The 21,993-nt window shown below is 45.7% G+C and carries 18 protein-coding genes and 1 pseudogene; 9 read left to right on the plus strand and 10 right to left on the minus strand.

Features of this window, described 5'->3' with window-relative positions:
* Positions 1-130: 130 nt before the first annotated feature.
* Positions 131-349 (minus strand): YgiT-type zinc finger protein, encoded by a 219-nt coding sequence (locus tag QUB14_RS12045; protein WP_333217211.1) that lies wholly within the window; start codon positions 347-349, stop codon positions 131-133.
* 95 nt (positions 350-444) lie between these two features.
* On the opposite strand from QUB14_RS12045, the gene QUB14_RS12050 reads away from it, so the two are divergent.
* Positions 445-1,602 carry a tetratricopeptide repeat protein gene (locus QUB14_RS12050; protein ID WP_333217212.1) on the plus strand — a complete coding sequence of 386 codons (1,158 nt, stop codon included), beginning with the start codon at positions 445-447 and terminating at the stop codon, positions 1,600-1,602.
* 104 nt (positions 1,603-1,706) lie between these two features.
* On the opposite strand, the gene QUB14_RS12055 is transcribed toward QUB14_RS12050, so the two are convergent.
* The gene (locus tag QUB14_RS12055; RefSeq protein WP_333217213.1) at positions 1,707-2,174 is read right to left on the minus strand and encodes a hypothetical protein; all 468 of its coding nucleotides are present in this window, start codon (positions 2,172-2,174) and stop codon (positions 1,707-1,709) included.
* Between the two features lie 318 nt (positions 2,175-2,492).
* On the opposite strand from QUB14_RS12055, the gene QUB14_RS12060 reads away from it, so the two are divergent.
* Together QUB14_RS12060 and QUB14_RS12065 are read left to right on the plus strand one after the other, a co-directional pair.
* Positions 2,493-3,110, plus strand: coding sequence for a triacylglycerol lipase (locus QUB14_RS12060; RefSeq protein ID WP_333217214.1), 618 nt, complete (start codon positions 2,493-2,495; stop codon positions 3,108-3,110).
* 2 nt (positions 3,111-3,112) lie between these two features.
* A complete protein-coding gene (locus QUB14_RS12065) occupies positions 3,113-3,724 on the plus strand; it encodes an alpha/beta fold hydrolase (RefSeq protein WP_333217215.1) in 612 nt (203 codons plus the stop codon).
* Positions 3,725-3,913: 189 nt separating this feature from the next.
* Here QUB14_RS12065 and QUB14_RS12070 read toward each other — a convergent pair whose 3' ends face one another.
* Complete coding sequence (locus QUB14_RS12070) at positions 3,914-4,345, minus strand: VOC family protein (protein WP_006632256.1); 432 nt, start codon at positions 4,343-4,345, stop codon at positions 3,914-3,916.
* Between the two features lie 11 nt (positions 4,346-4,356).
* Here QUB14_RS12070 and QUB14_RS12075 point away from each other — a divergent pair, with 11 nt between their 5' ends.
* Positions 4,357-5,169: a TIGR00297 family protein gene (locus QUB14_RS12075; protein WP_333217216.1), complete on the plus strand. Its 813-nt coding sequence runs from the start codon at positions 4,357-4,359 to the stop codon at positions 5,167-5,169.
* A 175-nt stretch (positions 5,170-5,344) separates the two neighbouring features.
* Here the strand turns inward: QUB14_RS12075 and hetR are convergent, their stop codons facing one another.
* The 4 genes from hetR to QUB14_RS12095 all read right to left on the minus strand — a co-directional run bounded on the left by hetR (position 5,345) and on the right by QUB14_RS12095 (position 9,970).
* Positions 5,345-6,250 (minus strand): heterocyst differentiation master regulator HetR, encoded by a 906-nt coding sequence (gene hetR / locus QUB14_RS12080; RefSeq protein WP_333034952.1) that lies wholly within the window; start codon positions 6,248-6,250, stop codon positions 5,345-5,347.
* Between the two features lie 765 nt (positions 6,251-7,015).
* Positions 7,016-7,240, minus strand: coding sequence for a hypothetical protein (locus tag QUB14_RS12085; RefSeq protein WP_333217217.1), 225 nt, complete (start codon positions 7,238-7,240; stop codon positions 7,016-7,018).
* A 601-nt stretch (positions 7,241-7,841) separates the two neighbouring features.
* A complete protein-coding gene (gene patX, locus QUB14_RS12090; RefSeq protein WP_333217218.1) occupies positions 7,842-8,069 on the minus strand; it encodes a heterocyst-inhibiting protein PatX in 228 nt (75 codons plus the stop codon).
* 98 nt (positions 8,070-8,167) lie between these two features.
* The gene (locus QUB14_RS12095) at positions 8,168-9,970 is read right to left on the minus strand and encodes an FAD-dependent oxidoreductase (protein ID WP_333217219.1); all 1,803 of its coding nucleotides are present in this window, start codon (positions 9,968-9,970) and stop codon (positions 8,168-8,170) included.
* A gap of 300 nt (positions 9,971-10,270) precedes the next feature.
* Between QUB14_RS12095 and cysC the strand changes: the two genes are divergently transcribed.
* The 5 genes from cysC (at position 10,271) to QUB14_RS12120 (ending at position 18,612) form a co-directional block, all read left to right on the plus strand.
* Entirely contained in the window at positions 10,271-10,801 is a 531-nt protein-coding gene (gene cysC / locus QUB14_RS12100; protein WP_190656752.1) for an adenylyl-sulfate kinase, read from the plus strand.
* Positions 10,802-10,838: 37 nt separating this feature from the next.
* Positions 10,839-12,572 carry an SLBB domain-containing protein gene (locus tag QUB14_RS12105; RefSeq protein ID WP_333217220.1) on the plus strand — a complete coding sequence of 578 codons (1,734 nt, stop codon included), beginning with the start codon at positions 10,839-10,841 and terminating at the stop codon, positions 12,570-12,572.
* 143 nt (positions 12,573-12,715) lie between these two features.
* A complete protein-coding gene (locus tag QUB14_RS12110) occupies positions 12,716-15,040 on the plus strand; it encodes a polysaccharide biosynthesis tyrosine autokinase (RefSeq protein ID WP_333217221.1) in 2,325 nt (774 codons plus the stop codon).
* Positions 15,041-15,462: 422 nt separating this feature from the next.
* Positions 15,463-16,830: an NAD-dependent succinate-semialdehyde dehydrogenase gene (locus tag QUB14_RS12115; RefSeq protein ID WP_333217222.1), complete on the plus strand. Its 1,368-nt coding sequence runs from the start codon at positions 15,463-15,465 to the stop codon at positions 16,828-16,830.
* A 144-nt stretch (positions 16,831-16,974) separates the two neighbouring features.
* On the plus strand, positions 16,975-18,612 hold the full coding sequence (locus QUB14_RS12120; protein WP_190656732.1) for an acetolactate synthase large subunit: 1,638 nt from the start codon (positions 16,975-16,977) through the stop codon (positions 18,610-18,612).
* Between the two features lie 678 nt (positions 18,613-19,290).
* Here QUB14_RS12120 and QUB14_RS12125 read toward each other — a convergent pair.
* The 3 genes and pseudogenes from QUB14_RS12125 to QUB14_RS12135 all read right to left on the minus strand — a co-directional run.
* A complete protein-coding gene (locus QUB14_RS12125; RefSeq protein WP_333217223.1) occupies positions 19,291-20,166 on the minus strand; it encodes a DMT family transporter in 876 nt (291 codons plus the stop codon).
* On the minus strand, positions 20,159-20,416 hold the full coding sequence (locus QUB14_RS12130; protein WP_333217224.1) for a hypothetical protein: 258 nt from the start codon (positions 20,414-20,416) through the stop codon (positions 20,159-20,161). The genes QUB14_RS12125 and QUB14_RS12130 overlap by 8 nt, the downstream gene beginning before the upstream one ends.
* 24 nt (positions 20,417-20,440) lie before the next feature.
* Positions 20,441-21,993, minus strand: a pseudogene (locus tag QUB14_RS12135) (hypothetical protein); the annotation flags it as partial.

Genomic DNA, 21,993 nt, shown 5'->3' on the forward strand with positions numbered 1-21,993 from the left:
AAAAATTATGTGTCGCTGAACTTGAATCATTCCTCAATTGCTATCGTGATTTTTCTTAACTTATTCAGCAAGCCCTACTTACACCTTAAGCATAAATTCCAATTAGCTTTAGCTGAACTTTAACTAACCCCTAAGCAAATTCAAAAACAGGTGTTTCAATCACCCTAGTCGGCTTTCTATCTTCCCAAATCATCTTCTGTAACCGTTCCCCAGTCTCAGGTGAAAAAAATCGCTCTCCCGTTTCCACACACACTCTAGCAGGAACATTTTCAATGATAATAAACTTACCATTGACTTCAAGCGTGTAAGTTACTTTTTGTTCCACCATTGTTTGTTTCCGGCATATCATATCTATAAGTTAACACAAGAGCCAAAATTGTTAACCAGTGGCGGAACCAACCAAACATCAGCCAAGATAGAAACAACGCCATTCCCGCAACCGCCATGACAGACATCAACCAAATAGCCGCCGCCCTAGAGGGTAAAGACTACAAACAAGCTGCCCAACTCATCAAACAACTACAAAAAGAATCCCCCGAAAATCCGTGGGTACAATACTATATCGCCCGCTACTACGAACTCACCAACAATCTCGAAAAAGCCCAAACAACCTACAAACAAATACTCCGCGACATCACCAACGCCAAAATCGTCTCCCAGACCCGCCAAGCTATTCAACGGATTGAAACCGCACAACAAAACCTCCGCCAACAAGCCATAGAAACCGCCAAAAACGACCCCAGCAACCTCGAACCCGGACTCCTTATCCTCGAACCAGTTAGCCCCGAAAAAAAACCCGCAGCCATTCAAAATATCAGCAGAATCTTTAAAATCGACGCCTACACAACCCGGATGCAAATCCAAAGTCGCGGCTGGAGACTTTACAAAACTGGCCCCATCGCCGAACTCCGAATTTACGGTCAAGAACTCCTCAACGCCGGCATTCCCGTATTTTGGGCAACCCTAAGCGATATTCAAAAAATCCAAATCTTCCGAGTGCAACACTTCCAGTCTCTCTCTTCCCCAGCCGTTGTTTGCAAAGATAAATTAGATCGACTCGGTGCGATCGAATTTAACTGGTCAGAAGTTACCCAAAGAGTAGAAGGCTTGTTGCCGATGTTCATCGAAGTCATGGACTACTCCCCCAACCGAAGAACAGACCAATTTCGCCACAGAGAAATCAGGCAAGATTACGCTCAAATCTGTGACTTACACATTCCCAGCAGAAACTGCATTCTGCGAATTTGCGACCAAAGTTACGAATTTCAACAAGGAGTTGACTTCACCAAAGCTTCAGCCGAGCTCCCCACTTTACCGAACCAGAAAAACAAAACATCGAGAGTCAAAAACTCTCAACAAATTCCTCAAAGTACCACCCGCATTAACTGGAATCACTTACTGGAAATATTCGATCGCCAGCTTGACGTTACAGTTTGGTCAGAATTTACACCCTTTGCCGAGACAGTGCTCGATTACACTAATATGTTGAGCAAGATCGAATCTCATATAGAAGTCGAGCGCAAATCCGAAACTCCTTGGGACTCAGCTTTTCAGCTATACAGCGGATTAGCCTTCCTCAGAAACCCAGAAAATAGGGAATAGAACAAAGAGTTAAAATTAAAAATGAGGAATCTCATTTTTAATTTGTTAACGCCAGCATTGGGAATTATCCCATGCCCAATTCCCTATTATAAATTCCAAATTTCCTATTTCGTTTTCACCTGACGGGCCATTTCCCGGAAATTGTTCATGCTGGGGCCAGGGGTTCGACGACTTCCATTTGGTGTCGGCATTAAATTATTAGGAGCAAAAGTGCGATTGGCTTCAGCTTGACTCGGCACTTTCCCGTTAGTTGCAGCAGCAGGTATCTTAGCGGGTTCCGCATTATTAGCAGGAGCGCTAGCGACTGGTTCCTTTTCTTTCTTAGACTTTTTCTCTACCTTAGCCTTTTTAGCTGGTTCAGACTTCTCAGGCTTGTCAGACTTCTCAGACTTAACAGGCTCAACTTTTGCCGGGGCGATCGCAACAGGCTCAGCCTTCGCAGGCGCAACTTTTGCTGGTTCCTTAGCTCCAGATTCGCCCAAATCTAGGAAATATTCAGACTTTTTCAAGCCCAACAGTCTGCCGAAAAAGCCGAAAATACCGCCGAAGAAATTTGTGATAAAACCAAACATTAGACTTACTCCTTTTGTTCTTTTAGAGAAATTTGTACAAGCTTGTCAACAAAGTTAGATTACGAGGTAGGGCAACCTTTGTCTACATTTATTCATCAAAATTTACATTTGCCTATATTTAAGCTACCTCATCAAAGCAAATTTTAGGTATGAATACTCACAGTGCTTTGCACTTATTTACAAAGTATCTCAGAATTTGTTAGGGATTCTTACTCATTGCCGATCGTACCTCGATCCGATTGGCTAGCTGTCCTAGTACGGGTCACACTCCCTAGGGCAGTGATTTATGCTTTAATCACCAAGCAATTTTCTTTTCAAATGAACAGTTCGCTCAATCGCAATCCCGTCATCCTCCTACACGGCATCTGGGACACAAAGATTATTTTCAACACAATGTCCGCCCGCCTCACTCAACTCGGATGGTCAGTCCACAGCCTCAACCTCACCCCCAACGATGGCAGCCTCGGCCTTGACTTACTGGCCAAGCAACTCGCAGACTACATCTCTGAAACCTTCGATCCAGAACAGCCTTTAGACATAGTAGGCTACAGCATGGGCGGCATCGTCAGCCGCTACTACGTCCAGCGACTCGGAGGAATCAACCGCGTACAGCGTTTCATCACCCTATCTTCCCCCCACCACGGCACCCTCACCGCTTATTCCCTACGCCTACCAGGATACCTGGATATGCGCCCCGATAGTGGCTTGCTGCGCGATTTGAATCAAGATGTGACAATGCTCAAACGCATAAACTTTACATCAATGTGGACGCCATTTGACATAATGATTGTACCGGCGAACAGCTCCCAAATGCCAGTAGGTAAAGAAGTTAAAGTCAACGTTTTGCTGCACCGCCAAATGGTGACAGAACCCCTAAGTATTAACGCAATAGTTGAAGAACTCAAAGCACCTATTGAAAATAAAATTCCCACTTAAAAATGAATAGCAATTTCAGCCGCAACCCAGTCTTGCTCATTCACGGAATCTTCCGCAAATCTGGAATTTTTTACAAAATGTCTGCCTACCTCACCCAACTGGGATGGTCAGTCTATACCCTCAATCTCTCGCCCTATTGGGGCAACGCCAGCATAGACGAATTAGCCCAACAAATAGCAGATTATATAGACAAAACCTTTGCGCCCGCACAGCATTTAGATATAGTAGGATTGAGCATGGGCGGTTTAGTAACTCGCTACTACCTGCAAAGGTTAGGTGGCATTAACCGAGTGCAGCGCTTTATTGCCATATCTTCTCCTCACAGCGGTACTTGGATGGCTTACACTCTCTGGGGAAAAGGCTGCGTCCAAATGCGTCCTGGCAGTGCTTTTCTGGAAGATTTAAATCGAGATGCTGCCTTGTTGGAAAAGCTCAATTTTACTTCGATTTGGACAGATTGGGATTTCATCATCGTACCTGCTTCTAGTTCCCAAATATCTGCTGCCAAAGAAGTAAAATTGTCTGTTTTCGCCCATGCCATGATGGCGAGGCATTCCAGCAGTTTAAAAGCTGTGGCTGAAGCACTGTCAGAACCATTGAAAATTAATAATTAACTTGTAGTGTACGTCAGCAGATACTTTTTATTAAAATAAGCTGTCCCGTATCTAAATTGTATTTTTGGGGCGGGCGGGACGCCCAACCCCTACTCCCCACAAGAATTTCATCACAGTGGAGCCAATTCTTCAATCTAAAATTTAAAATCTAAAATCTAAAATCGACTGACGCACCGTGAGAGGCTACTACTAAACTGTATCGCCAACTTCAGCGTATTCGCTGCGACCAAAAATTGCTTCAGCTTCACAATAATACTTGAACTCAAGTATATTGTGGAAAGGGTCTTCTAAGAAGAAAGTACGGTGTTCTGTAGGCAAACCGACAAATCGCCGTCTCGGTTCTTGATAGAAATTTAAGTTGTTTTGCTGGGCTTTCTCTAACAACGCTTCCCAGTCAGCTTCGGAAGTAAAAATTAACCCAAAATGCCGGGGATAGATGCCTCGCTGAGGCGTCAAAGGTTCGCGGCTGACGTGGGCGACAATTTGATGACCGCACAAACCCATAATCGCAGAATTAGGCGATTCGCGACCTAGTTCGCAGCCGAGCCCGTCTACGTAGAACGCTTTGGTTTGGGCAATATCGGTCACCGGGAAGGCAAGATGAAATAAGACTTGGTTCATGGAGGTACTAAATGCAGAATTCAGAATTGTTCTTTAATTATTTATCTTGGTCTAATCCTTGGTTGGTGGCGATCGCCCTAAATACAGTTTTAATCGCGATCGCCACCATTGCTCCTAAAAAATTGCTCACTCCCGCTGGCCAATTTCACGGCTGGGTATTGGGCGTCCTCATCTGGGGCTGTTTGGGATGGCAAGGCTATGCTGTGGTGATGTTTTACTTTCTTGTCGGATCGGGAGTTACCCGCATCGGCAAAGCCCAAAAAGAAGCAGAAGGCATAGCCGAAAAACGTTCAGGCGCCCGAGGCCCAGAAAATGTCTGGGGTTCGGCTTTAACCGCCACTCTTTGCGCTTTGGGAGTTTTGGCATTATCTATTTTAGGAGAGACAGGCAAAATGTCTGTGCCACAAGATGCTATTTCGCTGTTATTGCTGGGTTACGCGGCGAGTTTTTGCACCAAACTTTCCGATACCTGCGCCAGCGAAATCGGCAAAGCTTACGGAAAGCGCACTTTTTTGATTACCAGCTTGCAGCCTGTACCTAGGGGTACGGAAGGGGCAGTTAGTTTGGAAGGAACGATCGCAGGTATTGTCGGCTCAATTTTGATCGCGCTTTTAAGTTGGGCCGTCGGTTTAATTGACTGGACAGGAATTCTTTTTTGTGTAGTTGCAGCTTTTATTGCCACGAACATCGAGAGTGTGATTGGGGCGACGGTGCAATCAAAGTTTGAGTGGCTGACGAACGAGTTGGTAAATTTTTTTAATACACTCATAGGAGCGATCGCAGCGATTATTTTAGCGGCGACCTGGAGAGCTTTTTTAGCTTAGTTAATCTCGGACGCACTAGCGACCAAAGAAACCGGGTTTGTTACGATAATTCAAGGCCTTAACGCAGTATTTTTCCAGAGAAACCCGGTTTCTGCCTCGCGAGCTATTAGCTATTAATCATTAGTCATTAGTCTCAAGCAATCAACTCATGACTAATGATTAATAGTTAATCAAACTAAGCGTCGTCTTGCGGCCCAAAAACCATTTGTAAAATCATCGTCGGTTCGCCCCGCTTGTGATAGCGATCGGCCCAATTGCGAATAATTTCATCTAATTCCTCAAGGGCTTGGTCGAGGCGTTCCGGCGGAATATCCAAAGTCTCCATAATTCGCATCACCTTCGGTTGTTTTTCCGCCCAATCCTTCATCAGCCGGAAATATCTAGCCGTATCCTCAACCATAGTAAATGTTCGCTCTTCCTGCTCTGCGGGAGAGTAAGTAGCGCGGGTGAGGGCATAAAACGGCATTCCCCAAGGAGAATCAATGCGAGTGACTGTCCCAGAATAGATCAAGCGCCGCTTAATGTGTTCTGCTAGAGCTTCGCTCAAAGGCATTCGCCTTTCTGGAGACATATCTTCTTGCGATCGCCTGTGCAGAAACTCGATCAGCTCCATAAACTGAAAAGAATTGATCAGTTGAGCGTCAGGCGGATTAGGAGGGATCTTGCCTTCGAGATATTTTTTTTCATCTACAGTCAAATTGTTTCCCGGAATGCGAGGGCGTCCCGGCATCCAACCATACTGTTCCAACCAGACATAAGGAAACTGAATCAAATATCTAGGTTCTTGGGAACCCAACATTTTCAGCAATTTTCCCTGAGTCAGAGCTTCCCGGACTTCCTCAACAATCACCTTCACCCGTTTAGGCTCAATGTGATGCAAGTGCCCGGTCATCCGCAGGTTGTTGTCCTGCTCCATATAAGTCATATAAATGGCACACTTAGCCGCCGTTGCGGCCGCGTCTAGAAACGCCCCGTGCCTGTGCCCACTGGTTCTCATGGCGCTAAACGCCAGATATAGCATGATCTGATCCATTGCACTAGGGCTGAGGCTTTTGACCAGATCCAAAGAGTCATTTTTCATCACTATCCCCGAAATAGCCAAATTAGGAGGCATTTTTTCATCCTCCATTAAATTATTGCGAGAGCGCCGAATCAAGCATAGCCGACTGTCGCCGGAAAGCTTGCCAGCTACCCTAATATTCAGGTTAGTTAATTTCCCTGAGGTAACAGGGGCATGGGCTTAAAGGCTATCCACACCGCATAAGTGGTTCTTATTGGTGGCCAATTTAAGTAGATTGCTGCACCCTCTGCGCTGACAGTGTACCTATATATAAGTTAGTTATCGCAAGTTAATTATAGTGCAGGGGTTGAAAATTAAACCGTACTTTGGGCGGGGAGAAGGTAAATAACTGTTGCGCTCCCAGGAATCTGAGGAACTGTTGCGCTCCCAGGAATCTGAGGCGACTCTGAGGTGATAATTTTTGAATAGTCATGGATGCCGAAACCCGGTTCGATCGACTACAATAAGGGGTGGAAGGCGACGGATATCGGTTGAAAAACCCGGATGAGCCCATGCCTGTGGGTAATTCCTGTTTAATTGGAGAGTTTTCAATACAAAACCGCCACATACTAGAATATATCTCTAGGTAGATGGCGGTTGCAGGTTTGTATGCTACCATTTTTTACACAAAAAAGAATCTCCTAAGAACTGTCCACAAAAGAACTGTCCACAAAAAGTGCAGTTGTCGTTTAACGTGAAAAACTAGAATCCCAGAAAATCCGATCGAGCGATCGAATGAACGGCCAGAAGCAACTCAGTTGTGGTCATCACTTGCGTCCAGTGCCATTAGAAATCTTGTAGCGGATGAGTGTAAATATTAGGCTCAGTACAATCCCTGCGGCGGCCCTTCTCAGGACCGCGCTCGCCCTTTTGTTGAGTTTGGGCTGACAACATATATTGGGCGGTGGCAGTTTCGACCATGGGGAGTGAAGATTCAAAAGCTTGAGCGGCGCTGGCACTCAAGGTAATGCCCAACAGGCTCAGTAAAGCAATTGCTGTGTAGGTTTTCATGGGTAGTATTCGTCTCAGTATCTATTTAGAGATACGACATTTACCCAGGCTGATCAGGATGAATTTCCCTGAAATTATCAAACTATAGAATCAGGAATCAGGAATCAGGAGTCATAAGGAAGAAGAAGGAAAAAGGAAGAAGGAATCAGGCTTTAGTTAAGCTATCGCGCATTTAAATTTTCCCCTAAAATCCTTGTATTATAAAAAGCAGAAAATTATCTTTCCCTCACCCTCTCCCCCTCCCGAAGCAATAGACACTTTAGATGCGTAGCATCTGATCTATGATATCTGTCAGAAGTCGATGTAAAATGGAATAAATAAAATCTCGGGCTTCATTAATAAAAAAAATCCTAATTGCACTACCCAAAAGGTTGCAATAATATACAAAACCGCCAAATACGAGATTCAATCTCTCGATAGATGGCGGTTTAAGGTTTATATGCTATCATCACTCACATAAAAGAAGATCCTAATGACTGTAAACAAGAAATGCAGTTGCCTTGGAAACCTGAAAAACTAGCATCCCAGGAAATCAGATTGAGCGCTCGACACGGGCGGCAGAAACTAACTCAATAACGGAAATCGCTTTCGTCCAATGTCATTAAAATGCTTGTAGTTGATGAGTGTAAAGATTAGGCTCAATGAACTCTCGGCGTCCGCTGCCTCTTTCTGGAGAACGATCGCCCCTTTGTTCGGTTTTGGCGGATAAAATGTATGGAGCGGTGGCAACTTCGAGCAGTCCGACGAGGGATTCAAAGGCTCGAACGACAGTGGCGCTCAAAGTAACGCCCAAAAGACTCTGTAAAGCAATTGGTGTGTAAGTTTGCATGGGGTTAGTATCCGTGTCATTGTCTATTAACTGATACGGACTCTCCCCGATCGATCAGGATAAATTTCTGTGAATTTTTCGGATCTCTGCAAAAAACCTTACTTCTTCAACTCTACGGATTCCGCCAGCAGCCAAGCACCTGCGGAATTCAGCCTGCCCCATACTGTCAGAGGCTTTTCGGTTTCACAATTGTGTAAAAATCTGTCGGTTTCCGAGTTCAAAGTCACGAGTTGCCAAGTTTGACCGGCTAAGGATGCGGGGCTTGTCAGTGTTAGTGTCCAGTCTTGTTCGCCGAGGCGACGGAAAATGCCAGAAAATAGGCTGTGGGTATTTGCTGTTTGACTGCTTTGTTTCTCTACTGACTCCTGACATTCGCCGCTGGCGGGATATGCTTCAGGTCGATCGAGATAATAGCGTTGCCAGTCGAGCCAGTCCGATCGATCCCGTGTCAAATTAAATAAGGGAATAACTGCCGCACTCGCCTCGGAATCTTGCAGCAAAGCTTCCTGCAAAACCCTCACCGGCAACTCCCGCGGCTGACATCCAGATTCCGCGCACAAAGCCGCCGCCATCCCCGCCGCCTGTCCAATATTCATTACCGTCGGCTGCAAGCGAGTTGCACCGTTGGCGATGTGAGAGACGGAAATATTTTTTTCGCAGACTAGCAAACCGTCTGTACTCGCAGGAATTAGCGCGCTGTAAGGAATGGTAAACGGAGTTCCCGTCCAGCGGCCGCCCCAGCGAATGGATTTGGGCTGTAAGGGAATGTCGCCACTGGGGTAGTGGTGGTCATTGGCATAATTGCCGATCGCAATTGTTTCACAAATGCCCTCAGAATTTATCGGCAACTTCGCGACTCTTCCGCCGACAATAGGCAAAATATCTTGTTCTGTGACTGTACTCATCCCTCGCAAGCGGCGACTTTCTCGGTAGTAAGGATGTAAGGCGAAAGCACCAAGAAGAGGAGAAGTTTGTGGATTTTCGATCGTGGAAATCGGGAAAATATTCTGTGCTAAGCCGTAGCGGGGGCCGAGTTGCGTTTGAATGAAGCGGGCGAAACTTTGAGTATGCCAGAGACTTTCTTGCAGGAATTCTTGTCGAGATGCTTCAGATTTAATGAGTCGATCGACCCCTTCACCATAATCATTACCTCGAATCGGCCAATTAATCATCAACAATCCGCCTGGCAGCCTGCCGTAATTGAGAAATTGTTCGGGGGTGTAACCGTCCCAAGCACCGAGAAATCGATCGGGATTGTCAACAGGCGGCGCGGGAATTTCTGGCCCGGCCGCACCTTTACCAAAATCCTGCATGATGGCCACCCAAGTCGGAGCTTGCACCGAATAGCTCTCTGTGAGAGCATTAGACGCAGCCGGCGCGCTGGGTTCTCCCCACTCGGCTTGGAATTCCCAACCCCAGCGGTGCCCAACCTCCGCTAAAGCCAGCAAATCTCCCAATTCCGTTGCATCTAAAGTGATTTTGGCCGAAACCGTAAAATCTGCAAACTGAACGCCAGAAATGCGATCTCCTTCATACAGCACATCTTGAGCTTTTTGTCCAGAAATCCAGCGCAAGTTCGGCAAACATTTAACCCAATCAGCGAAAATTTCAGCACCGGTGCGGGGATCGTAAGTAAAAAAACTGACCCACCCCCAATCCAAGCCTCCCGGCTGTCGCTGCTGGAGTTCCCGGAGAAACGCGCCCCACAAACCGGTTTGAAAAGCTGCTAATTCATTGCCATCGGGGGCAGAAACGCCTGCTGCAGTCAGCATTCCTCCCAGCCAGGGGAATTCGCTTACTAAAATAGTTTTGGCACCTCGGCGGGCTGCTTGCACGGCTGCTGCAGTGCCGCCGGTGCCGCCACCGACTACCAAAACATCTGCTTTTAAGACCGAAGACATGGGCAATACCATTTTAGATTTTAGATTAAGGTGATGAGTGCGCTAAGGATAGATGTTCGGCGTTGGCGATCGCGAAGTGAATTTTAGTGTGTAAAGACTTGACAAATAATAAATCGGGAATTATGCAGCGAGCGCACAATTTTGTTACTAAATGACTGCAGGAGCGATCGCAACTTTTGATTTCTCATTGTGTGCGCGCAAATATTGGCAATTTGACACCGCGAATAACGATAATAGAAAAAAGGGAACAGCATCTATAAAGTTTTACGTCTTAAAAGTTTCCGAGTTACTAATAAACAACTGAAAATGGAAAAAGGTTTTATTTTGTGGTTCACCGGGCTGAGCGGTTCCGGAAAGACAACTATCACCAAAGCTCTCGAACCCGAATTGAAGGCAAGAGGTTGCAAAGTTGAAATATTGGATGGAGATGTCGTTCGCACCAACTTGTCAAAAGGTTTGGGATTTAGCCAAGAAGACCGAGATACTAATATTCGGCGGATTGGATTTGTCGCTCACCTGCTGAGCCGCAATGGAGTAGCGGTAATGACCGCAGCTATTAGCCCCTACAGAGCAATTCGCGACGAAATTAGAGCAATGGAGCCCAATTTTGTTGAAGTATATATCACAGCGCCGTTAGAAGTGTGCGAAGGTCGCGATGTCAAGGGCCTGTACGCTAAGGCCAGAGCAGGAGAAATTAAGGGTTTTACGGGAATTGACGATCCTTATGAAGAACCGCTCAATCCTGAGATTATTTGTTACACAGAGCGAGAAAGTGTGGAAGAGAGTGTTAAAAAAGTTCTCAGCAAGTTAGAAGAGTTGGGTTACATTTGATGTTGGCGGGCTTGGATGAGGATAGGGGCAAAAAGCGATGGTGGTGAAAAGTGATTCGCGCAAGGTGCAACTTGAGAAAAAATCTCACCCTTGTTTCCCCTTCGCGGAGAGGGAAAGGGAAGAATTTCTCCCCTTTGCTGCAAGGAGAGGGGATCAGGGAGACATTTCCAGCAAAAGCTGCAAGCTTGGTGATTGGGCAAGCAATGCTGTCAAAAGTTTAATTGTCCAAAGTTTAACAGTGTCAGTGCTGGCGGCGGTGGGTTCATCTCCGGCGGCGGCCCAGTTTATGCCTCCTCCTCCTCCTCCTCCTCCTCCCGCTTCGGGTTCTCCTGTTCCTGTACCGGTTCCGGTAGCACCGGGATTTCAGGGATTTCCGGCAAGTGCACCTTCAAGTGTACGATCGGAAGTTTACACTTTGGGAGCGGGCGATCGTATTCAAATGGACATCTTCAACGTCCCGGAATACAGCGGCCCCAACGGTCAACACCAAGTACAGGCAGACGGTTCCCTGAATTTGCCGTTAATTGGCAGCGTTTCAGTGTACGGGATGACCCTAGAACAAGCTTCTAATGCTGTTAAAGACAAATACGGCAAATACCTCAAACGTCCTTGGATTACCCTGAAATTGCTGGCACCGCGTCCTTTGCAAATTGCGATCGCGGGCGAAATCAACCGCCCCGGAGCCTATACAATATCCTCAGCAGCAGGCCCCGGAGGCACAGCAGAGCAAATGGGAACTCAAATGCCAACGATATCGCGGGCTCTGCGAATGGCCGGTGGAATTACCCAGTCAGCAGACGTGCGGCAAATCAAAATCCGGCGCCCCCAACGTAACGCACCGGAACAAATTATTAGTGTGGATTTGTGGGAATTATTGCAAAACGGCGATTTGCGGGCCGATATGACTTTGCGCGACGGCGATACTATATTTATTCCCACTGTAACTAGCCTCAACCGCCAAGAAGCACCGACTTTAGCAGTAGCTAACATTACCGGACAAAGCACTCAACCAATTAATATTGCTGTGGTGGGCGAAGTAACTCGCCCCGGTACTTATACTTTGGCAAAAGAGACTCAAAGTAGGGTACAAGAGAATGAAATGGGTGAAAATTCTGGTTTGTTTGCTGCCAGCGAAACCAACAGCGGGGAAACTGTTTTGCAGCAAACTGTAACGAGGGCAATTAAAATGGCGGGCGGCATTACGCCGGTAGCTGATATCAGACAAATACAAGTTCGCCGCCTGACACGGGCGGGTACAGAACAAATTATTAATGTGAATTTGTGGCAACTTTTGGAAGGGGCAGATGTATCCCAAGATTTAGCGCTGCAACAGGGAGATACGGTAATCGTTCCCAAAGCCGAAAATCTCGATGCAGTCCAAGACGAACAAGTTGCTAATTCTAATTTTTCACCGGATACGATTAAGGTGAACATTGTGGGAGAAGTCGTGAAACCCGGAGCGATTGCGGTGCTGCCAAACACTACTTTAAATCAAGCGCTGGTAGCAGCGGGAGGTTTTAATAAAGCGCGGGCCCAAATGGATTCGGTGGATTTAATTCGCCTCAATCCTAACGGCACAGTTTCCCAGCTAAATGTTAAGGTTAATTTTTCTGCAACAGCCAATGAAGAATCTAATCCCAAACTGCAAAATAATGATGTAATTATGGTAAGGCGATCGGGTCGCGCTACGTTCTCGGATAATGTAGGCGGGACTCTCGCTCCTCTCAGCCCGCTGTTAGGAATATTTCGGTTGTTCGATATTTTTAGGTGATTTGAATAGACTGGCATTAACACCTCAGAAACCCGCTTTATAGAAAAAATTGCGGTTTGGTAATGAAATATCTAGGAATCAACCGATTTCCTGAAACTCCGCCACCAATACAGACGTTTAAACTAATAAGTTGTAGAAATCAAATGAAACCAGGGAAACAATCTCAAGTAGCACTGTTTAATCATAAAAAAGCCGCTGATGTGCAAAAAATGTATTCTGGGCTTTATGAAGAAGATCAATTTTTAGGCAGAAACACAACCGAGGCAGAAGAGTTAAGTTTTTGGGAAGTTTGCCGGAGTCGCTCCATCTTAGTCATCGGCGTAGCAGCGGCAGTGACTACCGGAGTTTTCGCCTGGACACTGAATCAAAAAAGCGAGTACGAAGGGCGCTTTCAATTATTAGTAGAACCAACGGTTACGCAAAATACTTTAGCAAAAATATACTCCGGTGAGCTGAAACTGCAACCAGCGGGCCCCGCGACGACCGAAAAGGCCGGTTTTGACTACGAATCCCAAATTCAAGTTTTGCAAAGCCCGCAAGTAATGTCGCCGATTATTAAACAGTTGCAGGCTAAGTATCCCGAAATAAATTACAACTACCTCTTGAACCAAAAAGCAGATAATTTGCCGTTTTCTCAGGAAAGTAGGTTGTCAATTAATCGCTTCAAAAATACCAAAATTATCGAAGTGAGATATCGGGATTACGATCCGAAAAAAATTCAGTTTGTTTTGGAAAAAGTGGCGCTAGGCTACCGCAACTACAGCGTGCAAGATACCACCACTCAAATTAGTCAGACTCTGGATTTTGTGAAATCGCAAATTCCCAACCAGCGAAAGCGCCAACAAGCTCTGCAAACAGAAATTCAAAAATTGCGGCAGCAGTACAATTTCATCGACCCGCAAATTCAAACCCAACAACTGGCGCAGCAAATCAGCCAACTTCAAACGCAAAGATTGGACGCGCAAACGCAGCTCAATCAGCAGAGATTGCTCTATTCCAATCTGCAAAATCAGCTCGGACTGAACCAGAAGCAAGCGCTGATGGCCTCGGCTCTGAGTCAAGCTCCCCGCTATCAAGCGATGCTGACTCAATTGCAGCAATTAGAAGGGCAAATTGCGATTAACTCGGCTACGTTTACAGACGAAACTCCGCAAATGCAATTGTTGCGAGAACAGCGCAAAAACCTGATTCCTTTATTGAAGAAAGAAGCCCAACAGGTTCTGGGAACTGATTTGGCTAAGGTAAATTCGCAAGTGCTGGCTTTTCAAGATCCGGTGCGGATTAAGTTAATCGAGCAGTTTATCGGTACTGCTAATTTAATTCAGGTGCTGGGCGTGCGGAATCAAGTTTTGGAACAAGCTGCTAAGCAGTTGAATCAATACTCTCAAGGATTACCGGTGATATTGCGGCGCTATTCCGATTTGCAGCGCGAGTTGGATTTAACTAACAATACGCTGAATGGTTTGCTGGCAAAACAGCAAGCTTTGCAGCTTGAATCTGTTGGTAAAAAAGAGGTGGCTTGGGAAGTTATTGCTAAGCCGGAAATTCCGCGCTACAAAAATGGCGAGTTGATGGCTGTTGCTCCGATTATGCCTTTGAATTTGGCTTTGGGGGGATTGGCTGGTTTGCTGTTCGGTATGCTGGCGGCGCAGTTGGCGGAACGGTTTAACAATAAAACGGTGTTCCAAACTCCAGAGGATGTCAAACAGTCGATTCGCCTGCCTTTGTTGGGGGTAATTCCTGCTAGCGATAAAATTTTGAGACTTCCTCCTGCTGAGACAAGCCCGGTGGATGTGGCAATTTCGCCGATGCCGACGGATGCTTTTCAAGAAGCTTTTCGATCGCTCAATGCGAATATTCGCTTACTCAACCTTGATACTCCGATCAATTCTTGTGTAATTACTTCTTGTCAAGTAGCTGACGGCAAGTCTACTGTAGCAGTCAATCTGGCGCGGGCGGCTGCTGCAATGGGCCAGCAAGTGCTGTTAGTGGATGCCGATTTGCGGCGCCCGCAGGTACACGAAATGCTGGGTTTACCGAATTGGCAAGGCTTGCACAATGTGATTGCTGAGGATGTGGATGTGGAACAGGTGATTTTGCGATCGCCCCGCGATGAAAATTTGTTTGTGTTAACTTCCGGCCCGGTTCCTCTCGATCCCACAAAGGTGCTTTCTTCCCGAAAAATGCCGCATTTAATGGCAGCTTTGTCAAGTCATTTTGACTTAGTTATTTACGATACTGCACCGCTTTTGGGTTTGGCGGATGCGAATTTGTTGGCGGCTCACACTAACGGATTGATGCTGGTAGTGGGGCTGCATCAAACTGAGCGGGAGGCGCTGTTGTTGGCTTTTGAAGATTTAAAAATGGCCGGAATTCCGCTGTTGGGAATGGTGGCGAATAACGATAAAGGCAGCAGGTATTACTATCAGTCTTACGTGCAGGATTACGTCCAGGAACAGTCTGTTTGAGGGAGAGGAATTGAGAAATGTGTAATGGAACAGGCCGTCGGGTCTGTTCTTGAGAATGCAAGGCGGGCGGGACACCCGACAAGATATTTCATCCATCTTGCACCATTAATGGTGAATAAAGCGGTCAGGGGCGGGCGGGACGCCCCACAAAAACATTTAACTTTTGTGGAACAGGCCGTCTAGCCTGTTCTTGAGATTTGTGCGTGATTTCAGAAAGACAAATTTTCTTAAGATTTGCGATCGAGACTCTGAACTATAATTAAAAGTATAGAAATTTAAACAAATCGCGGTACTTGCAACTTGGCAAGACCTGAAAGAAAACGTGGCCGGTAAATTCCTATTTTGTAATACCTTGATACAACTCCCTGCCGAGGCTGAAAACTAGCAGGGAGTTTTGTGTTTTTCACACAGGAGATGAAACCATGGCTATTGCTACTATCAACCCGGCAACGGGAGAAACGCTGAAAACTTTCGAGCCGATCGCGGATGAGGTAATAGAAGCTAAGCTGGAATTAGCACAGCAAGCTTTTAAAAAATACCGCCAACTGCCGTTTGAGCAGAGAGCCCTGTGGATGCAGAAAGCTGCAGACATCTTGGAGCGAGATCGCGAAATTTACGCTGAAATGATGACCCTGGAAATGGGCAAAACGCTCAAATCTGCGATCGGCGAAGTGGAAAAATGCGCCTTAGTTTGTCGGTATTACGCCAAAAATGCCGCTCAATTTATGGCAGACGTACCGGCAACCACTGACGCTAGCAGCAGCTTTGTCCGCTACCAACCGCTGGGTCCTATTTTAGCCGTTATGCCGTGGAATTTCCCATTTTGGCAAGTTTTTCGGTTTGCGGCGCCAGCACTGATGGCGGGCAATGTCGGCTTGCTCAAACACGCTTCCAACGTGCCTCAGTGCGCTTTGAAAATCGAAGAAATTTTTACGCTTGCTGGCTTTCCCGAAGGAGTTTTTCAAACTTTGTTAGTCGGCGCCGACAAAGTAGCCGATATCGTTGCGGACGATCGTATCAAAGCAGCAACTCTCACCGGTAGCGAACCAGCGGGTGAAAGTTTGGCAGCAAATGCGGGCAAAAATTTGAAAAAAGTAGTGCTGGAATTGGGAGGAAGCGACCCCTTTATTGTGATGTCCAGCGCCGATGTAGCAGCAGCTTTATCAACTGCTGTGACATCCCGGATGCTCAATAACGGTCAATCTTGCATCGCCGCCAAACGCTTTATTTTAGCAGAAGAGATTGCCGACGAATTCATCACAGGATTTGTCGAAAAATTGCAGCAATTAAAAGTAGGCGATCCGATGTTGCCAGAAACTGATATCGGCCCTTTAGCTACTCCCGCAATCCTCAAAGACTTGGACAATCAAGTGCAAACTTGCGTCCAATCGGGAGCAAAACTTCTGACAGGTGGCCGCCCATTGTCAGAGAATGCCGGCAATTTCTACTTGCCAACTATTCTGGCAGACATTCCGCCGAATGCCTCTGCCCGTCAAGAAGAATTTTTCGGGCCCGTAGCTTTAGTATTCCGAGTGGCAGATATGGATGAGGCGATCGCCCTCGCAAACAGCACATCTTTTGGCTTGGGTGCGTCAGCTTGGACTACAGTAAACTCAGAGAGCGATCGCTTTATTTCCGAACTAGAGGCCGGCGCGGTATTCATCAACGGTTTAGTAAAATCAGACCCTAGATTGCCCTTCGGCGGCATCAAACGCTCCGGTTACGGACGCGAATTGAGCATCCAAGGAATGCACGAATTTGTTAACATAAAAACAGTGTGGGTGAAATAAGCTCCCACTCTATCAACCGATCGCACAAATCTACATAAGTCTGCGTTTATCTGCGTTTACCTGCGGTTAAAAATTCCCATTTAGTATTTTTGCGATCGGTTTAAAAAGACCACAAACCCCCATTAACCGAGGAGAGAAGCGGAAATGAACACAGCTCAACTATTGGTAAAATGTTTAGAAAATGAAGGCGTCGAATACGTCTTCGGACTTCCGGGAGAAGAAAATTTAGAAATTCTAGAAGCCCTGAGAAACTCTTCAATTAAATTTATTACTACTCGCCACGAACAAGGCGCCGCTTTCATGGCCGACGTTTACGGTCGTCTCACCGGCAAAGCCGGCGTTTGCTTGTCAACCTTGGGCCCCGGCGCCACTAACTTAATGACAGGAGTTGCTGACGCTAACTTAGACGGCGCTCCTTTAATAGCAATTACCGGACAAGTCGGCACAGACAGGATGCACATAGAATCGCACCAATATTTAGATTTGGTTGCCATGTTTGAGCCAGTTACTAAGTGGAATGCTCAAATTGTTCGCCCCAGCACGACGGCAGAAATTGTCCGCAAAGCCTTTAAAGTAGCTCAAAGTGAAAAGCCGGGATCTGTTCACATTGACTTACCTGAAAACATCGCAGCAATGCCGGCTGAAGGAACTCCGCTCACCAAAGACAACCGCGAAAAAACTTTTGGCGCTTACCAAAGCTTGAATAAAGCCGCTGTGGCAATTTCCAAGGCCAAAAGTCCTCTGCTTTTAGTAGGAAACGGCGCGATCCGCGCTAACGCCAGCGATGCTTTGACACAATTTGCTACTCGATTGAATATTCCTGTAGCTAATACTTTCATGGGCAAAGGTGTAATTCCTTACACTCATCCTTTGGCACTGTGGACGACGGGATTGCAAAAACGGGATTATATTAGTTGTGCTTTTGAAGAAACGGATTTAGTGATTGCTGTTGGCTACGATTTGATTGAATATTCCCCGAAGAAGTGGAATCCCGAAGGAAAAATTCCGATTATTCACATTGGATCTTTGCCAGCAGAAATTGACAGCAGTTATATTCCTCTTATAGAAGTTGTGGGAGATATTTCTGATTCCCTCAATGAAATTTTGCAGCGTGCCGATCGCATGGAGAAAGTAGACCCTTTTGCTAAGCAATTGCGGGCGGATATTCGCGCTGGGTACGAACAATATGCAGCCGACGACGGTTTCCCGATCAAGCCACAAAAACTCATTTACGATTTGCGGCAAGTCCTGGGCCCGGAAGATATTCTGATATCTGATGTGGGAGCTCACAAAATGTGGATCGCGCGGCACTATCATTGCGATCGCCCGAATACCTGTTTGATTTCCAACGGCTTTGCGGCGATGGGAATTGCGATTCCGGGTGCGGTGGCTGCAAAACTCGTTTATCCCGATCGCAAAGTAATAGCAGCCACCGGCGACGGTGGTTTTATGATGAACTGTCAAGAGTTAGAAACTGCTTTGCGAGTCGGTACTAATTTTGTGACGCTGATATTTAATGATGGCGGCTACGGCTTAATTGAATGGAAGCAGCAAGATTATTTTGGTCATTCCGATTTCGTCAAATTTGGCAATCCCGATTTTGTGAAATTTGCCGAAAGTATGGGTTTAAAAGGCTATCGAGTGGAAGCTGCAACGGATTTAATTCCGATTCTGAAAGAAGCCCTGGCTCAAGATGTCCCTTGCGTGATTGATTGTCCGGTAGACTATCGGGAAAATGCGCGTTTCAGTCAATTATCTGGGGATATGAGTTGCAATTTGTAAGAGTAGCCCGAAATCAGGAAACGGCAGTGCCGTTTCCTCGATCGCCGTGTTGTTGATGGTTATATCCGATCGCCCTTAAATCGCGCTTTTTGACAAGTTGGGATGTAAGGGCGATCGCACTTTTGCAGCTTCAAGTATTCGGATTAGCTGTTACCTGCGTGATGTACTGGATGATCACGTCAAAATGCTTACGGATTTCTGCCAAGTTTTTTACCCCAGTATGAGAAGCATAAATCACTTCCTCTTCCTTCTGGCGAGCGGTTGCAATTTTCTTCTCAATTGAACCCGATAGTTTTATTTTAACTTGTCGGAGTTGTTATTCTATCAGAGTTTCGAGGTCTTGGGCAATGGCAATAAACTGACTCATTATTTAACTCTTATTTAACTTAAATTGATACGTTTTTACAGTCAATTTAGACGTAGTTTAGTTTTTGGCTAGTTAAACTAATATAGCAATCCTTGCAGGAGTCGTAAATTTTTTACCCCACCCTAACCCACCCCGAACCCGAGGGGAGGAAGTAAGAAATTCACAAATGATGCGAGGATTGCTATATTTGAGCATACTAAGTATGGAAGACCCGTTTTTGGCTACTTAAACTAATATTTAAGGACACCAACTAAGAAAGAGCCTATTTTTTGACTTTTTAGCAACACGCCACACTTCTGTCTCAAATCTAATCACTTCAAACCCAATAATAAGGCGATTCCGCCGATCGCACCAACTACCCCCAAAACCGCCCGAAGGCTCACTTTTTCGCCCGCCAGCACCGCTAAAGGCAGTATAAATAGGGGACTGGTAGAACTGAGTGTTTGAGCGATTGCTGCGGGTGAATATTTCAGTGAAGTCTGTTGCAGGGAAATCCCGAGATAGGTTCCTAAAAAAGCTGCCAGAATTATTGCAGCTAATATTTTTGAGGATTTTAATTGTTTGAAACTGTCAAGGTTTGTTGGCTTCAAAAAGCATAGCATGACTGCCAAACCGCCGCTCAAACGCAATGCCGCCGTCCACAGAGGATCGATATCTATTTGAGTGAAGGCGGCGCGGGATAAAATTGCTCCAACGGCGTGGGTTGTTTGTCCTAATAAACTAATACCTAATCCCTGCCAAAGATGTTTTGATGATAAGGTTGTTTCGGCTGTTCGTTCTGCAATTACCCACGCTACGCCGCAGATTGTTAAAAGAATGCCTGTACAAGCAATGGCCGATAACTTTTCTTGCAAAAATATTAAGCCCAATAAAGCTGTTAAAGGGGGAGATAGGGTTTCTAAAAGCAGCGTTCGCCTCGCGCCTAAATATTTTAATACGATAAAGAAAGCGGTGTCTCCGATGCCAATTCCTAGACCGCCGCTAATCAGCAGCATTGCTAAAATATTAGGGTTGATTGCGGGTAAGGGTTTGCCTAAAATTAGTACAGTGGCAAGGAGCATGAAAAGGGCGATCGCGCCTTTGAGCAAATTTAGCACCACTGCCGGGATTTGCTGTCCCACTCGCTGCCAGATGGTGGAAGATAGAGCCCAGACAAATGCAGCGCCTAAAGCGGCGATTTCACCCATAAAATTTGTTGACTGTTGACTGTTGACTGTTGACTGTTGTTACCAATTCCCCATGCCCAATTCCCAATTCCCCATGCCCGATTCCCCATGCCATATAAATTAGGGTTCCCGGTGGCCTACCTGGAACCCTAGATTTATTAAGCTTTTTTAGCAGTGGGCGGTGAACATAAATCAATACCATCATGTCCGAATAGAGGAACGAAGCAATTCGCTTGCGGTTTGGGATGGCTTCGTTCCTTTCTTCGGACACCCAAGATATATGTCTACCTACTGATTAACCTTGTGGTAATCCCGGAGATTGCGTAGGTTGAAATTGTGACCGCATATCTGTTCTTACCCAAGAACCAAAACGATCGGGACGAACGCATTCAGCATTCTCTAATTCGTCTTTGAGTTTATTGGCGAAAGATTCAAACATATCGACTAACGCCTGACGATCTGTTAAGCAACCTTGGAGAGCAATAAGTTGTTCCAGCGTCCAGTTATACAGTTGAGTGTCCCCTTGTTCAATGCGTAAATAGAACTGATTCTCAAACTGTGCAAGATTAGAGTAGAAGTTCTCAACTTCTGACTTGATCAAGTTCATATCTAGGTAGAATTGTTGCTGTTTCAATTCTGCAAAAATCGTATTTTTGATGTTCTGCGTGAAGTTTTGGTTCAGCTCATTTTTGACTATAGCAGAGACATCATTACGGAAGTTGAGAATCTTGTTATCCAAGCTAACATTAATGCGATTGTCAAGATCGTTGACAATATTATTAGTCACTAACTGCACGTTGCTAGTGCTAGATTGATTAACAGCCGTATTGATGCGAGCATCAATGTTAGATTCAATCTGCTGAATGACCAGATTTTTAATATTTTGGCTTTGGTCAGCAATTTTGAGATTAACTACCGCATTAATCCGCTGATCCATGTCGTGTTGAATTTGCTGAACAATTTGAGTGTTAATATCTTGAGATAGATTAGACACTTTCAGGTTCACGACATTATCGATGCGTTGATCGATGTAAGTTTGCATCTGCTGAATCACCAGATTCTTCACATTCTGGGTTTGATCGGAAATCTTGATGCTCACCACATTCTCAACACGCTGATCGATAGTATGTTGGAGTTGCTGAATTACCTGATTAGTGATCTCTTGAGATTGATTGGCGATTTGGACATTAACCGAGTTACTAATGCGCTCATCAATATCAGCCGACATTTGATTAATTACCTGGGTATTAATCTCTGTAGACTGATTGGCAACTTTGATGTTAACTACATTCTCAATCCGTTGCTCAAGTTCAGTTTGCATTTGCTGAACTACGAGGTTCTTAACTTCTTGAGTCTGATTAGACACTTTGAGATTAACGACGGACTCAACACGCTCATTGAGTTCGGTTTGCATTTGTTGCAGCACTAAGTTTTTAATCTCTTGGGTTTGTTCAGAGATTCTTAAATTCACCTGCTCACTAACAATGCGGGGGATTCGGGAAATAAATAAGTCGTTGAGATTTTTGTTGAAGTGCCCCGACCAATTGTGGAAATTCTGATTAAAACTAACTTCCATTTGTTGGGTAAGAGTCTTAAGCATAAACTCCAGCCGTGCTACCTTCATCCCTAAGTCTTTAGCTTGAGTTTGATAGCCTTTAAGCAGCCATTTTTCCAAATTGTCCCAATAAGCTTCTTTTTTATCGTTCGGGTCACCTGTTACTGTGATGGAACTATTGATTTGGGCTGCCATTTGCTGCCACATTTGTTCCATCTGATCTTGGTCAAAAGTGAACCCAAATCCACTGCCAATATTGATATTTTCAGAACCCGGGCTAGTTGTACCACCAG

Origin of the sequence: Microcoleus sp. B3-D2, from assembly GCF_036705345.1 — a bacterium.
Classification (GTDB): Bacteria; Cyanobacteriota; Cyanobacteriia; order Cyanobacteriales; family Microcoleaceae; genus Microcoleus.